At 44.4% G+C, this 15,130-nt stretch carries 18 protein-coding genes; 1 reads left to right on the plus strand and 17 read right to left on the minus strand.

The genetic code is table 11. The features are described 5' to 3' along the window. Nucleotides 1–15: 15 nt before the first annotated feature. From mobA to AXF12_RS04025, 11 genes are all read right to left on the minus strand, one after another. Nucleotides 16–585, minus strand: a complete 570-nt coding sequence (gene mobA, locus AXF12_RS03975; RefSeq protein ID WP_074860764.1) for a molybdenum cofactor guanylyltransferase — start codon at nucleotides 583–585, stop codon at nucleotides 16–18. Further along, nucleotides 551–889: a winged helix-turn-helix domain-containing protein gene (locus AXF12_RS03980; RefSeq protein ID WP_066428523.1), complete on the minus strand. Its 339-nt coding sequence runs from the start codon at nucleotides 887–889 to the stop codon at nucleotides 551–553. Before AXF12_RS03980 ends, mobA begins: the two co-directional genes overlap by 35 nt. Continuing rightward, nucleotides 886–2,082: a molybdopterin molybdotransferase MoeA gene (locus tag AXF12_RS03985; RefSeq protein ID WP_066428525.1), complete on the minus strand. Its 1,197-nt coding sequence runs from the start codon at nucleotides 2,080–2,082 to the stop codon at nucleotides 886–888. The genes AXF12_RS03980 and AXF12_RS03985 overlap by 4 nt, the downstream gene beginning before the upstream one ends. Nucleotides 2,083–2,135: 53 nt before the next feature. Beyond that, nucleotides 2,136–3,128 (minus strand): GTP 3',8-cyclase MoaA, encoded by a 993-nt coding sequence (moaA, locus tag AXF12_RS03990; RefSeq protein WP_074860767.1) that lies wholly within the window; start codon nucleotides 3,126–3,128, stop codon nucleotides 2,136–2,138. Further along, complete coding sequence (locus tag AXF12_RS03995; RefSeq protein WP_066428528.1) at nucleotides 3,118–3,417, minus strand: C4-dicarboxylate ABC transporter permease; 300 nt, start codon at nucleotides 3,415–3,417, stop codon at nucleotides 3,118–3,120. Before AXF12_RS03995 ends, moaA begins: the two co-directional genes overlap by 11 nt. Nucleotides 3,418–3,486: 69 nt before the next feature. After that, entirely contained in the window at nucleotides 3,487–4,023 is a 537-nt protein-coding gene (locus AXF12_RS04000) for a QcrA and Rieske domain-containing protein (RefSeq protein WP_066428530.1), read from the minus strand. 23 nt (nucleotides 4,024–4,046) lie between these two features. After that, nucleotides 4,047–4,622 (minus strand): 4Fe-4S dicluster domain-containing protein, encoded by a 576-nt coding sequence (locus AXF12_RS04005; RefSeq protein WP_066428531.1) that lies wholly within the window; start codon nucleotides 4,620–4,622, stop codon nucleotides 4,047–4,049. A gap of 100 nt (nucleotides 4,623–4,722) precedes the next feature. Continuing rightward, entirely contained in the window at nucleotides 4,723–6,975 is a 2,253-nt protein-coding gene (locus AXF12_RS04010) for a molybdopterin oxidoreductase family protein (protein ID WP_066428532.1), read from the minus strand. Nucleotides 6,976–7,065: 90 nt separating this feature from the next. Continuing rightward, nucleotides 7,066–8,121 (minus strand): MFS transporter, encoded by a 1,056-nt coding sequence (locus AXF12_RS04015; RefSeq protein WP_066428533.1) that lies wholly within the window; start codon nucleotides 8,119–8,121, stop codon nucleotides 7,066–7,068. A 213-nt stretch (nucleotides 8,122–8,334) separates the two neighbouring features. Then, entirely contained in the window at nucleotides 8,335–9,552 is a 1,218-nt protein-coding gene (locus AXF12_RS04020) for a beta-ketoacyl-[acyl-carrier-protein] synthase family protein (protein ID WP_066428535.1), read from the minus strand. 188 nt (nucleotides 9,553–9,740) lie between these two features. Further along, on the minus strand, nucleotides 9,741–10,301 hold the full coding sequence (locus AXF12_RS04025; protein WP_066428537.1) for a hypothetical protein: 561 nt from the start codon (nucleotides 10,299–10,301) through the stop codon (nucleotides 9,741–9,743). 230 nt (nucleotides 10,302–10,531) lie between these two features. On the opposite strand from AXF12_RS04025, the gene AXF12_RS04030 reads away from it, so the two are divergent. After that, a complete protein-coding gene (locus AXF12_RS04030; RefSeq protein ID WP_066428538.1) occupies nucleotides 10,532–11,275 on the plus strand; it encodes an NYN domain-containing protein in 744 nt (247 codons plus the stop codon). Nucleotides 11,276–11,311: 36 nt separating this feature from the next. Here AXF12_RS04030 and AXF12_RS04035 read toward each other — a convergent pair whose 3' ends face one another. The 6 genes from AXF12_RS04035 to AXF12_RS04060 all read right to left on the minus strand — a co-directional run bounded on the left by AXF12_RS04035 (nucleotide 11,312) and on the right by AXF12_RS04060 (nucleotide 14,782). Next, a complete protein-coding gene (locus AXF12_RS04035; protein WP_066428540.1) occupies nucleotides 11,312–11,794 on the minus strand; it encodes a hypothetical protein in 483 nt (160 codons plus the stop codon). Continuing rightward, nucleotides 11,787–12,299, minus strand: coding sequence for a glycoside hydrolase family 73 protein (locus AXF12_RS04040; protein WP_066428541.1), 513 nt, complete (start codon nucleotides 12,297–12,299; stop codon nucleotides 11,787–11,789). The genes AXF12_RS04035 and AXF12_RS04040 overlap by 8 nt, the downstream gene beginning before the upstream one ends. Before the next feature lie 19 nt (nucleotides 12,300–12,318). Further along, a complete protein-coding gene (locus AXF12_RS04045; protein WP_066428543.1) occupies nucleotides 12,319–12,777 on the minus strand; it encodes a phage holin family protein in 459 nt (152 codons plus the stop codon). After that, entirely contained in the window at nucleotides 12,765–13,025 is a 261-nt protein-coding gene (locus AXF12_RS04050; protein WP_143325006.1) for a hypothetical protein, read from the minus strand. Before AXF12_RS04050 ends, AXF12_RS04045 begins: the two co-directional genes overlap by 13 nt. A 25-nt stretch (nucleotides 13,026–13,050) precedes the next feature. Then, entirely contained in the window at nucleotides 13,051–13,932 is an 882-nt protein-coding gene (locus tag AXF12_RS04055) for a hypothetical protein (RefSeq protein WP_066428548.1), read from the minus strand. Nucleotides 13,933–13,993: 61 nt separating this feature from the next. After that, nucleotides 13,994–14,782: a DUF6291 domain-containing protein gene (locus AXF12_RS04060; RefSeq protein WP_066428549.1), complete on the minus strand. Its 789-nt coding sequence runs from the start codon at nucleotides 14,780–14,782 to the stop codon at nucleotides 13,994–13,996. Nucleotides 14,783–15,130 lie beyond the last annotated feature (348 nt).

Raw genomic sequence — 15,130 nt, forward strand, 5'->3', positions numbered from 1 at the left:
CTTAAAATTTGAATATTAATGGTTTAGTTCTTTTTCTATGAATTGCTGGGCTTGGGTCAGAGCCTCAGGGGTGTTGATGTTTTGCAAGAAGGGGGCGTAGTGCTCAGACAAATTGATGTAATGCACTTGGTTTTCGCTGAGGAAGGCTACCATTTTGAGTTTATTAGCGGCTAAGGCTTGCTGCAGGGCAGGTAGCACAACATAAGGGTAAACGCCTACCGTAGGATAGACTTTACCAGCGCATCGCACTACGCTGAGAGTTCCTTTAACGCTTTTAGCAAGTACCTCCTTTACAATTCCTTTGGACAAAAAAGGCATATCGCAGGGCGCAAAAAAAGAGTCCTCTTTCAGGTAGGTTAGTGAAGCACAGATACCGCCCATTGGTCCCTTATCGGGGTCGCTATCGGGAATATTGCGCACTATAGCGGGAGCCGTAAAGGCCTCGCCTGAGATGTATACCTGAGGGAAGATTTGTTGCAAGGTATCGGTGATATACTGAGCTATTGGTTTGCCATTGAGGGGGATGAGGGCTTTATTGTGCCCCATTCGGCTACTCTTTCCGCCTGCTAAGATTACTGCCTTCACGTTCTGCAAATTCTTTAAACTTTTTGTCTAACTGGTTGTAATCAGCTACGAGTTTGCGCCCATAATCGGTAAGGGAGCTACGCCCTCCTGCTTTTCCGCCTACTTCTTTAATAACGGCGGGTTCGGGGGCATTTTCATTGATGCTGCGTATCATTCCCCAAGCGATGCGGTAGGGGATTTCGAGCTTTTTAGCAGCTTCGGAGATGGAGCCTAAGTCGTCGATGCACTCTAAGAGTTTTACACGCCCATAGCCTATCTGTAAGCCTGTCTCGGTTTCAAACCATATATGTCCTTTGATTTTCATAGTTGATATATTTTTACGGTTTCGCCTTGTGGTAAGAAGTCTTTTTCAGCAGGAAATTCTATCAAGCAGTTAGCTTTTGCTACGCTATCCATACGGTAGGACTCTTGCCCTTCAAGAGGCTTTACCCCTTGGGGAGTTTGTACTGCTTTGAAGAATACTGTGAGCTCTTTTCCTTTTTTCTTTATTGTAGAGAGGAGAGTTGCTTCTGTCTGCTCGTGGAAGCTATCGTGTGCACCTGTGAGGGCAAGCAGGAAAGGTTTTACATAGATGTGGAAGCAAGTGAATACCGAGGCTGGGTTGCCTGGCATTGCAAATACATATTTATCGCCCCGCTTGCCGAAGTATAAGGGTTTACCTGGTTTTTGCTTTATCTTGTAGAAGATTTCGGTAACGCCTGCTTCTTGAAGGGCACCTCGCACGTAGTCGTAATCACCTACTGAGATGCCACCTGTGAGCAGTAGGACGTCAACCTCGGCAAGGGTTTTTTCTATGGCATTGAGGGTAGCCCCCTTGGTGTCATTGACCATTGTAATGCGCTGCAAATGTTGCCCTAAGGCTATGAGTTCAGCGTGGAGGGTGTAGGCATTGGAGTTGTATATCTTTCCTTCAACGAGGGGTTCGCCCAAGTCAAGCAATTCGTCGCCTGTGACCAAAACACCTATTTTGAGCTTGTGATATACGCATATCGTTGGGATACCGAATCCTGCTAAGAAGCCTATCACCTGTGGAGTGATCAGAGTATGAGCAGGTAGAATTGTAGTGCCTATCTCGGTTTGTGAGCCTTTGAGGCGGATGTTGTCACCCTGCTTTACTTCCTCGCGATTGAAGTGAATAAGGTCGCCCTCGAGAGTTACTTTTTCTTGGATGACAACTGTATCAACACCCTCTGGTACTTTTGCCCCTGTAAAGATACGTACCGCCTCGCCTTTACCGAGATGAAAATCAGTTGGCAACTGGCCTGCAGCAATGACCTGAGTAACGGTCAGTGGAGTGTTATCGGCGAGATCAGCATAGCGAAAGCCATAACCATCCATTGCTGAGTTATCAAACGAGGGGACAGCCACTGGAGCTACAATAGCTTCAGCAGTGTAGTGCCCCAAGCTCTTGATCAGTGGCTTGAAGGTCGGCTGTGTGAGGTATCGCTCAGCCTCGATGAGGCGCCGTGCTTCGGATACAGTAATGAAATAATTCATCTTAGAATGCTTTGTCGTTATGTCTATTTTTACCTATGGATATTTAAAAAAAACTAACCTCCTATTTTTATCATACTTCGATTGATGATCTGCTCTTGGCGGACGGTTTTCATTGATGAGAACTGACCTCCTTTTTCTTTGTGTTTACGCCAAATGCCGTCTTTGATAGCCTCTTCCAAAGGTATTCCTTCACGATAGAGACTCAGCAGGTCAAACTCTTCAGCGCCGAAGAGACAGTTTTTCATTTTGCCGTCGGAGGTGAGCCTAATGCGGTTGCAACCTCCACAGAAGGCGGCACTCATCGTTGAGATGAAGCCAAAAGTACCTTTGCTATCTGTGCTGAGACGGTATTTTTTCGAGGTATCGTGTACACCATCTTCGAGCTTTAGGTAGTTATGCTCACTGCCGATTGCTTCAAGCATTTCTTTGATAGGCATCACCTTCTCACGCTCCCAGTCGTTTTTGGTGAAAGGCATAAACTCAATAAAGCGCATCTCAATAGGGTAGAGCTCAGAGAGGTGTACCAGTGGGAGGAGCTCATCATCGTTAAGCCCTTTCATTATCACAGCGTTGAGCTTGACATTATAGCCTCTATCGATGCTGTGAATGATATTCTGAAATACCTTAGGCAGTGTGTCGCGTTTAGTAATTTGCTTGAAACGCTCTGGAATGAGTGAATCGATACTAATGTTCAAATCCTTAAGCCCAATCTCTTCAAAGAGTTCAAAATACTTATCAAGGAGCACGCCGTTGGTAGTTACTCCTATTTTTACTTTTAGGGTAGCCAATTTACGCATTATCAATGCAAAGTCGTGCCGCACCAAGGGCTCACCACCCGTTACACGTATCTTATCAATGCCGAAATGCTCGACAAATACACGCGCAATACCGTAGATTTCCTCAGGGGTCATCAGTCCTGAGGCAGCAGTGCAGCTAAAGGGCTCGTCGGGCATACAGTAGAGGCAGCGGAAGTTACAGCTATCGGTGATTGAAATACGTAGGTAGGTATGCCGCCGCCCGAATGAGTCTACTAAATCAGTACTCATTTTCTTCTTCTTTTTCGTCTCCTTTGTATATTTTCCCTGTAGGGATACGAGGTATGTATCTGAGGAAGAAGAGCAGGCAGAGGAAGATCACCGTTGAGCCTATTGCAGCCCAAGTAGCGAAGGTCTGTACGTTGATCTCTGTGTTGTATAAGTACAACGCCTTATTGATCGTGCCATAGAGTAGCCACATCTGCAAGGCAATAAACATCGTGTATATTGCAATAACAAAAGAGAGCATCTCGTTGATGCGGAAGGTTACTTTTGTTATTGGTTTTTTTCTGATAGGCATAGTTCTTTTTATTTAATGGTTAGGAAATAGGATTGGCTATTTGGCGGCAAAGGTACAAAAAGTTTTTGATTAATGGTGCATCTTGTGGTTTTTTTGTATCTCATTGCTGTAGTCGTAATCTTCAACATAGATACGGTTGTCCTTAACCACTACTGCCAATTTGGGCAGTGGGCGTGGTGGAGGACCTTGGAGCACTTTCCCTGAATCAGCATCAAAAATACCGTGGTGACAAGGGCAGAAGATGACTCCCTCTTCGTGCTTGTAGATCACCCCACAGGAGAGGTGTGTACACTTTTGCTCGTACACCTTCCACTCATTTTCAGCCATACGGATGAGCATATAAGGGTTACGATGGTCCTGATTGATGTAGAAGGTAGTTTGCTCGCCTACTTTCAGGGTATCGACGTCGATGCCTGTGTAATAATCCTTAATACGCTTGCGTTTGTGGAAATGGTTGAACAAGGGTATGAAGACATTGGTAACTGCCATCAGCCCAGAGAAGAAGGTCATCACTTTGAGAAATTCTCGGCGTGAGACGTAGCCTGCTTCGCGCTTTTTAATGGGAAAATCAGCTTTCCAATCGGGTATATTTTGCTTATTTGTCATTGTCTTATAGATATATTAAACGGTTAGAAAACTTTGAGTTCTTCACTGCCTTCGGGCATCATAATGTTCACTTTGGTAGTTACTACTTCCTTACCAAAGATAAACTTATTGACAGGGGTGCTTTTAGGGCGTTTTTTCTTGACGTTCTCGCGGGTGTCGAACGTGAGGGCGCCACTGGGGCAGACGGTGGCACACATCGGCTTAAGGCCGATGCTGGTGCGGTCGTAGCACATATTGCACTTCATCATCAGCATTGCACTTTGATCGGGTATCTTAGGTACACCAAAGGGGCAGGACATCACGCAGTTAGCACATCCAATACATTTGGAGACGTCAGCTGAGTGCACCACACCAAACTCATCTTTGGTGATGGCATCCGCAGGGCAGACGTTGGCACAGATGGGGTCATCGCAGTGCATACACACCTGTACGGTGGTTTGTACGGTTTCAGCCCTATCGACATAGTGTATATGTATCATTGAGGTTTCTCCATTAGTTTCGCATTCTGCACAAGCCATCTCACAGGAGTGGCAGCCTATGCAGCGCTGCATATCTAAGAAGAACTCCATATCGTTGAAATTCTCAAACTTTTCAGCCATAAGAAAATATTTTTAGGTATAAAATCTTTGATATTAATTATTGAACACTTGTGAAAGAGTCTCCTATGCGTTACTCTTCCGTTGTTCCTCCGTTGCGTGCTTACTCTCCTTCCTCTTCTAAATAGTGGATATCTCTACTCATATAGGCGTAATCGGCGGAGTTGGCGGCGCGTTTTTTGCCTGTATTTTCCAAATTACAAGTGCAGACCTTGAATTCTGGCATCTTCGAGATAGGGTCTAAGCCCTCTAATCCCATAGTCAGCTGGTTGATAGAGCTAACACCTCCCCAGTGATAAGGTACGAACACGGTGTCTTTCCTAATAGTCTCCACCACATTTGCTGGAAAGACTGCCGATCCACGGCGGGAGTACACACGCACCAAGTCATCAGTTTCAATACCGTATTTAGCAGCGAGCTCAGGATGTATTTCCAGCAGTGGTTCGGGGTAGATATCTACGAGCTTACCAATGCGGCGTGTTTGTGTACCACTGAGGTACTGGCTCACTACGCGCCCTGTGGTCAGTACGATTGGGTATTCCTCATCGGGCTCCTCTACAGGGGGTATCCACGGGGTAGGGTTGAAATGCGCTTTGCCGTCAGGGGTTTTAAACTTGCGGTCTTCCCAAAGACGCGGTGTGCCTGGGTGATCTAAGGTGGGACAAGGCCAGAACACGCCCATATTCTTTTCTATCTTCTCGTAGGTAATACCATAATAGTCGGCATAGCTATCTTTAGATATGTGACGTAGTTCATTGAATACATCCTCTGAGCAGGAGTAATTAAATTTATCACCTACACCCAATCGACGTGCGAGTTCTTTGAGAATGTCCATATCGCGCATTGCCTTTCCAGGTGGCTTTACCGCACCTGTGATACGGATTACACGTCCCTCAGAAGAAGTAGTTGTACCATCCTCCTCCTCTTGCAAAGATCCTGCAAGCACTATATCCGCGTGGCGCAAAGTCTCCGAGAGGAAAAAGTCAATACCCGCGTAGAACTCCAACTTCTCTAAGGCAGAGCGTACATAGCTATTATTAGGTAACGATATAAGCGGGTTAAAGCATATTGATAGTAAACCCTTAATCTCACCTTTGTTAATAGCATCGATGATCTCATAAGCGCTGAGGCCTTTCTGAGGCAACTCGCTTTCGGGTATCCCCCAGAAGTCAGCCACTAACTGTCGGTGTTCAGGGTTGGTAATATCGCGGTTACCTGGCAGCTGGTCGCACTTGTGTCCGTGCTCACGGCCTCCCTGCCCGTTACCCTGCCCTGTGATAGTGCCATAGCCACAGTAAGGCTTTCCGATACGCCCTGTCGCCAACACCAAGTTGATACAACTCAGCACGTTCATCACCCCTTTACGATGCTGCTCAATGCCGCGCGCGTGTACGAGGAAACTTGTTTTCGCTTTGCCCCACATCTCAGCTGCCTTATAGATCAGATCCGCAGGCACCCCTGTGATCTTCTCACCCCATTCGAGGGTGCAGTGTTCTACCTCTTTGGCGGTTTCTTCCCAACCTGAGGTGTAGTTATCAATAAAGTCGTGATCGAGCCAATCATTGTCAATAAGCACCTTGAGCATAGTGCTCATCAAGGCAGTATCCGTGCCTGGTCGCAGTGGCAAGTGGATGTCAGCCGTGCGTGCCAGCGGTATCACACGGGGGTCAATCACGATAAGTTTAGCCCCATTATCGCGCGCCTCCCAAATGCGATAAGTAAGCACAGGGAAACACTCACTGATGTTAGCTCCTGTGGCGATAATCACCTCAGCGTGCGCCAAATCAGCCCAGCTGTTTGAGGATCTATCCATACCGAAAGCCTTCTTATTTCCAGCCCCAGCACTCACCATACAAAGCCTACCGTTATAGTCTAAGTTCGCTGTTTTAAGCGCTACACGGGCAAACTTCCCTACCATATAGCTCTTCTCCGTAGAGAGCGACACCCCTGAGAGCATTGCAAAAGCATTGCGCCCATACTTTTCTTGTATACGATGCACTTCTTTAACAATCGTATCAAAAGCCTCATCCCATTCAATAGGCACAAAGCCTACTCCTTCTACACGCTTGATGGGCGTAAGCAACCTATCAGGATGATTGTCTTGCATATAACGCTGCACCCCCTTAGGGCATAAGCGCCCCTCATTGAAAGGAAACTCACGCCAAGGCTCAAAGCCTACCACCTTTTTGTCCTTCACCTTGAGCTTGATACCACATTGCAAACCGCAGAAGCAGCAATGCGTCTTCACAAGCTCGTCAAATTGCGTGGCCGACTTTGCATTCGTATCCTTAGGATAATGCTTGTGCGGTCCGTATTTCTCTATAATCTTATCTGCTGATACAGGTAATGTTGCCATCTCTTTTATTATTAATCACTAATGATAATCTATTTAATATCAAACTAATGCCTAAATCACATTAGTTTATCACTGGATGCCGCCCTACGGCTAACCAAAGAACCTTCCTGATGCTTCTCGCGCCTTCAGGTGCGCCTTTGCTAAGGTACAACGCTTGCCCTCAGGACTAAGCTCTAAGTAGCTCATTCCCTCTTCGTTTTCTAGGTTAAACCCAAGCTCCTTAGTTATCTCTTTTAAGTCATTGATATGCATCTTTGTAGTATACCCCTCCTTAGTATGTGGGCATATTTGCATCCCTTGCTTCTCACCTTCTATCTTGTAGATACTCGCCGCCACCTGTGCAGGACGCTGAAAGATATGGAAAAACTTCCCAAAAGGCATCCACATCAAGAACATCGCTACCGTAATGGCGTGCGTAATAGCCATAAACTGGCTCATCTTACCCTCCAAAAAAGTGTAATCAAACCAAATGCCAAGCCCCGTAACCGACACTATAATCAGCAAGAAGAGCGGTATCCAGTCGCGCTCAAACCACTGCGTAGCGATCTGCCCCTCATCAGTAAGGCGGCGATGCATCATAATCAGCGAGCCGATAATCACTAAGATAGCCGTCCACACCAAAATATGAAACATCATCATCGCAATAATTGTATTGACATTAAATTCCATCAACGTGATGCCAAACATATGCATCTCATACATATCAGTCGTGCCGTTCTTCAGCGTAAAGTGCATCCAACCAAAGGTAAGACCAAAAGTTACCGCAAACGATAGCAAACAGCCCGTCGCCAGCAAAAAGTGACCCCACCAGCGCATCGTCCCCCGCGGTGCAATAAAGCGTTGCAAAGCGATGTTACGCCCCGAAAGAAAAAGTGCCTTCTTAGTATACTCCCACGGATGGCGACGCATCACCTCCCACGAACGCTTCCAATAACGCTGTGTAGGCGGGCGCTGCATCCAAATAGAATAACGATACGCCAAGCCAAAAGTCATCGCAATGGTGCCAAAGAAGTAAATCATCAGCGCCGCATCGTAATTCTGCAAGTTCACCGACCCCGCCACCGTAATGGCGATCACCACCAAAGAAGCTATAATCGCATTGCGAAAAGCCTTCTTATTGAGCCTCCAAGTGAAAATCTTAAACATAACCTATCTAATTTAGAAAAAACTATAACGAGCCTCCATTCAAACCTACCTCAAAAGAAGCTCCTCTTGTCCTATATATTTCCAGTGCAAAAATAAACCAAAATTCAATTCCTACAATAAAAAAAATAGATATTTGTAATATTTATACTCAATCTATATAAAAAAATACTGCAATCATTTAAATTACAGTCTTTTATATGAAATTAACCTTCGTTATAACCTCTGTATCACAACGGCAGAATTTGTACCTCCGAAGCCAAAGGAGTTCGACAAGAAAGCGCGAATCTTCGCCTCACGGGTTTCAGTAACCACATTGAGCCCCTGCGCTACCTCGTCCAGATGGTCAATATTGATGTTCGGGGCTATAAAATCATTCTGAAGCATCAGCATTGAGTAGACGATCTCGCTGGCACCCGCCATCCAACACTCGTGCCCCGTCATCGACTTGGTAGAGCTCACAGGCACGCCCCTGCCGAAAATCTGCGCAATGGCACGCGCCTCGTTGGCATCGCCTATGGGGGTGGAAGTAGCATGTGCATTGATGTAGTCCATCTCGCTCGCCTTCATACCCGCATTCTCAAGGGCACGCGCCATCGCACGGGCAGGTCCTTCAACGTTAGGGGTTGAGATATGCCCTCCATTTGATGAGAATCCGTAGCCTACCACTTCCGCCAATGGCACTGCTCCACGCCTGTGGGCGGACTCATAGCTCTCCAATATCAAAGTGGCAGCCCCGCCGCTGGGCACCAGTCCATCGCGTGCAGCATCAAAGGGGCGTGAAGCCTTCTGGGGGTCATCTTCGCGCATTGAGAACACGCCCAGCCCATCAAAACTACCCATACTGTACTTGTTGATCTCCTGTGCACCCCCGCAGATAATCATATCCTGCATACCGCTCTGTATGAGCAAATAGCCCAAGCCTACGGCGTGCGACCCGCTGGCACAAGCCGCACTTACGCTTAGGTTTACACCCCTGAGGGTGAAGAGCGTGGAGAGGTTCATCGTAACGGTGGAGTTCATCGTGCGGAACACCGCTCCCGAGCCTACTAAGGTGGTATCACCCTTCTCGCGGATAGTGTCGTTAGTGAGTATTACCGACTCAGCCACGCTGTCGTTGCCGTAGAGGATACCCACTTCGTTAGCCTTGAGATAATCGCCATCAATGCCTGCCTGCTCCAAAGCCTCGCGCGTAGCCATATAGGCAAACTCGCTTTCCTGTCCCATTGAGATGCGTTCGCGTCGCCCAAGTACGCCCTTCAACTCGGGGTTTGCCACCCAGCCCGTCAGTGCCGAGCGGTAGCCATACGCCTTGCGCTGCGCATCAAAAATAATACCCGATCGCCCTGCTCGCAGCGAAGCACACACCTCGGCAAGCGAAGTGCCTATGCAGGAGTAAATCCCCATCCCTGTAATAACTACTCTATGTTTCATATCTTCTTTATATCTTTTACCATTTTCTGCTGCAAAAGTATGTAAAACCCCTCATATTACCAAATATTTAATTAGAAATCTCTATTGAGGCTTAGAACAAACCCATTTTTTACAACAAAATCCCCCAAGAAAAACTCTTGAGGGATGTTGTAATAAAACAGACAACAAAAGGTAGTTTTTACAACAGACTACGGTAAAAGCACCTCTTTTTTGGTGATATTACCTGGGGTATCGGTAGCCGTTACCTCAATTTTACCACCACTGACAGCACCATTAGCCACTGTTGCAGCATAAACCCATTGACCATCCTTCAGGGTAGCATTGCCCTGCTCAATAGTAGTGCCAGCCGAACTCTCAATCCTTACACCCACCTTGGTGAGCTTGAAGTTGTCCGACACCTTTGCAGTGATGGTGCTACCCACAGTCCCGTTGTAAGCATCAATGCTAATTGCATCAATTACAGCAGGTTTCAAGAAGTCAGAGATCGCCATATTATAGGCGCTGAGGTTGTACTTCTTGCCAGCTTCAGCATAACTCTGCTTCAGATCTGCATCTTCCAAAGCAGATTTGGCATAGCGTACAGCCTTAGCAAATTTGTCCATTTGCACCTGTTGCGAAGGTGCAATTTTGCTGCGCTTCGCAGGTGCTTTCGACACGATAGTGTGTCCGTTTCTTTGGCTAAAAACAAGTTGCTTACCAACTTTACCACTTAGCCCCTCAATTACGACATTGTTTTTGTTTACTGCCATAGTTTAAAAAATATTTATTGATTCAACGATGCAAAAATACGACGTTTTTGAATTATGTCAAGTTTTAAAGTTGTAAATAAGTTGTAAAACGTAGTCAACACAACAATCCACTTGATAATCAAGGATATACAAAGAGTGTATTTTCCATAAAAAATAAATTTCCGTGAATAAAAACTTGCAAGTACAGATATTATCCGTATCTTTGCCCTTATAACAAAAGATTTTTCACGATGGAAAAAGAGAAAATAGCACTCCTGATTGATGCGGATAATGCCAATAGCAACCTGATTGAGCAGATAATCAACGAGACAGGAAAATACGGACAGGTAACGATTCGTCGCATTTATGCCGATTGGACGAATGTACATAATAAGAACTGGAAAGATAAGCTCAATTCATTCGCTATCAGACCTATACAGAAGTTTGAGTACACCAAAGGAAAGAACTCAACCGATACGGCACTTATCATTGATGCAATGGATTTGCTTCACTCAAAGATTATCGACGGTTTCTGTATTGTATCAAGCGACAGTGATTATACAGGGCTGGCAAACCGCATTCGCGAGGAGGGGATGACCATCATTGGCATTGGAAAGCGCCAGACTCCTGAGGCATTTAAAAAGGCTTGTGGTTCATTTATTTTGGAGGAAAACCTCTCGCAGGAAGAAAAACCTATAGAGGAGTTCAACAACTACAAACTCATTGAAGAGGCTTTTGATATGGTCGTGTCAGTCAATGGATTAGCACTCCTATCACGCTTCTCTGACGCCTTAAAAAAGGTGGATCCTGAGTTTGACTACCGCTCCTTTGGGTACAAAAATCTCACTTCTTTTTGCAAGGACTTAAAAGGATACGACACTTACTTGCACGACGATAAAACAACGATGTCACTTTACAAGAAAGACAACAATAAGAGGGCTTCTAAGGCAACCAAAAAGAAACCTAAAAAATCTCAAGAAGCTGAGCACGAGTAAGAACGCTTTCATCAATAGCACAAATACAACTCTTTTTTACTTCCTATAAAAGTGTAGTACAATCATCCCTAAAAGTACTCCTATCCACGCCCACCAACGCCATTTCCGAAGTCTTGGATAGCTTTCATTTTTATAGGTGTATTGTTGTGCTGTGATTTCATTAAGAGTTTCGCTCACAGTGGTATACTGTTCTTTTTGAGCAATGCTCTGTTGCTTTTTGCAATAGGAAGATCGCCAGTGTAAGTGTCCTCCAGTAATGCTCAACACCTCAGTGTTCCCCTCTTGTGTATGGCTCAAAGTAAGTGGCCTGCTGCGCCCCAAACTATCGTATTCTGACTCAATAATAAGGTCAGTTATAAGGGATAAATCACTTGTTATAAAGGCTTTAACCTTAGTAGTATCTGTGGTGTTTTTTACAATGTTTGTCTCATTAGAAAGTGCTATACTACTTTGTTGTTGCCTCACTTTACAGCTTAGCGACAACACTAATAGACTACATATTACAACAATTTTACTCATTCTTATGCGTTTTTAGATGTTTTTCAATAGTTTTGATCACCTTTTTGAGGCGCTCTGCATAGTGAGGCGCAGTGGCATATCCTGCTTTGGCTACCTCATCAGCAAATTTATAAGCATCTGATTTATAAAGCATCGCCTTAGCATATCGCTTGTTTTCACTCAGTAGACGAGCGTGAGCAGTAAAGGCTTCCTCAGGACTTTTATAACACATAAACCAATCCTTGACGATGTAGTGATACCACCCATCAGGCAATTGCTTTACCGTGACAATCTGTGGTAGTTTTAGCTGCTGTTTCAAAGTTATTTCTTTGGTTACTAGTAGTTGTTTGCATTCCATAGGAGTGTTTTTAGTTGCCTTTACACCAAAAAAGTTGTACAAAGGGGTGTGTATTCCCCAACCGCTTTCCAAGGCAGCCTGAGCTAATATAAAAAGGTATGAAATACCTGTTTTCCGCTCACTTTCAAGGGCATAAGGTGTATACTTTTCAATAAATTCTCGTATCATATCAGTTTGCTTTTAAATGTTAATTCGCATCATTAGCACTCGTTTCAGAAGGATGCTTTAGTATTTTTGAGATTTCTTTTAAGTCATTTTTATTTTTCAGGAGTTCTAAAAGAACTTCTGCCCCTTTGCTAAACCGCTGTTTTTCATCGGCTTTCTCGTAAATGCTCTTTAACTCTATAAACGAGAGGAAAAGAGCCCCAAAGAGGGTCAAGAAAGGAAACATCCACAAGGCGTAGCTGTAATAAACCTCTAAAAACCACACAGCGCTCATCTGCATTGCGTCCATCACAGTCAGTGCGATGAGCATATTGAAATACTGTGCAAATTTACTGACAGTTCGGCGGTAACCTATTGAATTTCTAGCTTCTCCGCACTGCCTTGCTTTTCGTATGCCACTCCATAAATCGGCTAAAATCATTATCATCACCAGTAGGTAGATACCTAAGATGATGGCTATTAGGGTGATTAATTTTTCCATAGTTCTAAAATTGTTTTTTCAATATTCTTAAAAAGGTGCTTGTAGGCATCATTACTCAGTAGCATGGCGTGCTTTGTGGTGTAATACGCTATGTTACTGACAGGTAGGTGAAGATACTCACCTATCTCACGATAAGTACACAAAGTGTGCTTGCGGGCAATACCGCAAAAGAGTTTAAGCCCTGTGTGACTCTTCATCAGTGGGCAAGCAGTCTGTTGTATGACAACATTTTCAATAGTATGCAACATATTTCTGTAGTTAGATTTTAATTTATTATGTATTATTCTCTATTTTCCACTGGTAAAAAGCCCGTAGTAAAACTTCCTTTTTTACAGAGAGTATTTTCCGTAATGCGTCTGTAAGTGGTTTGTTACCAGAGCCCTGATAATCAACATCACCTTGAGAGAGGAAGGTTTTGTAAGCAACACTCCACGAGATGTCTTTTCGTACTCTTTGCCTTAGAACCTGAGCTGTTTCCTCACGGAATTGTTGTAATTTCCTCTGGCTAAGCGCATTGAGAAAAGGCTTTAGCACCCCCTGCTTTCCCCACCAATTATAGACAAAACTGCACAAGGTAGGCAGTTGATTTGTCATTTTAAAATCCTCAAATGTTTGTATCATATACGCCTCTACTTCAGTATCATAGCTATGTTTTGGCAACTGAGGGGCAGACTTCTCAGGGGCAATAGGCAGATGGTGGTCGCGCTGCAGTTGGCGGAGCCAGTGCTGGTATTTCACCAGTACAGAAGTTACATAACTTACATCAAAAAATTGGTAATGTTCGGTAACTGTACGTATCTTTTGTTCATCACCAGCGAGCTGATTGCTACGGTCGAGCTGAAAAGCCTTGTATATTTCCTCAAAAGAGAGAGAAGAAAAATGCCTGAGTATGGCATTTTTGATTTCACCCTTTTGGAGCTCATCAATGCTTCCTCTATAGCCCACCAGAAGGGTTATTCGCTGGAAAAGCTGTGCAAAACAGTCGGAAATAGCCTCAGAAGAATATTCTCTAATCTTCTTAAAATAAATGCATTGCGAGGCAAAACCGAGGTTGCTTTGCACAGGTATACTCGCCCCATTCATCTGCACAGATAGGCTAACTGCAGGGGCAACCTCTATACTTTCTATCACGGTATGTATTGCGTTTTCTAACATTTGTCTTTATTATTTTCATACAACTTTATAGTTGTAAATTGTATTATCATTTAAAGCTAACCTACCAACCTTGTCCGTTGCTCACAAAGTCTATAAGCGTCTGTCGTCCAGCCACGTAATTTGTTTGTAAAGGCTTTACATTCTTAGGGTTATAAGTGTAGGCGGGTGGACTAACGCCTATGGGGGTGCCGTCGGGAGCAAGCTCAATAATAGGAGCCGCACCATTAGCAGGAAGCGGTGAGGTGCTCAGCCAGTTAGCCTCAAATCCCTTCCATTGACGCTTGACAATATGTTCAAGTAGCTGATTTTTATCCATTTGTACTTTACTGACCTCACAGCAGAAATCGTGAAAAGCACGCTGACTATTGATGGCTTTCTTCTCCTTGCGGATGCGCATCCAATCCTCAACCAGTGACGGAGAAAAACCCTCAGCAATGAGCGCTTTACGAAAATTGAATGACAACTTTTTAGTCGTACATTCTTCAGCCTTAGGCGCCTCCACCACAGAAGCTGGTAGTACCTCAGTGGCAGACTTTTCCTCAGAAATAGTAGGTACTTCTCCTACAACTACTTGGTTATCATCAATTTCTTTTCGTCCTCTTTTAGTTTTAGCAGCTAATATGCCACTTTTACCCCCTTTCTTGCCATTGAGATAACGCTCGTTATTGGCATCAATCTGTGGTTTGATGAACTTAAAGATCGATTTTACAACAACATCATCGCTATCGTTGAGCTCACCATAGAGGGCATACCTACATAGCTTTTGTAGTACTGCAAGCTGGATACTTTCAGGAAGCTCTTCAATGCCTTCAAAGAAACTGCGATAGAATATAAAACTTTCTCTTTCCATAGTATATATAGGTTTTTGGCGTATTGTATATTGTTTTATTCGATACTGCAAATGTACAACAACTATTAAAATCATACAAACATTTTTAAGTATTTTTTATATATTAATACGTTTATGATGTATAAATACCTGTCTTTATGTCTGTTGTGTAACACACTTTTTTTACAACATTATTCGTATGATTTTGTAGGGTCACAAGCCACGTAAATGTTGTAATTAAATTCTGTATGTTCTCCCTGAGCAGCCTCAATGAGTCGCTCTTGTCGGCAGTATTCATCTGTAAAATAACCGTCGAGCGCAGCACACTGTTCAGTGGTAAGCACAATTGAGATCAAAGTCTCTCCATAT

This window comes from Capnocytophaga haemolytica (assembly GCF_001553545.1).
Lineage (GTDB): Bacteria > Bacteroidota > Bacteroidia > Flavobacteriales > Flavobacteriaceae > Capnocytophaga > Capnocytophaga haemolytica.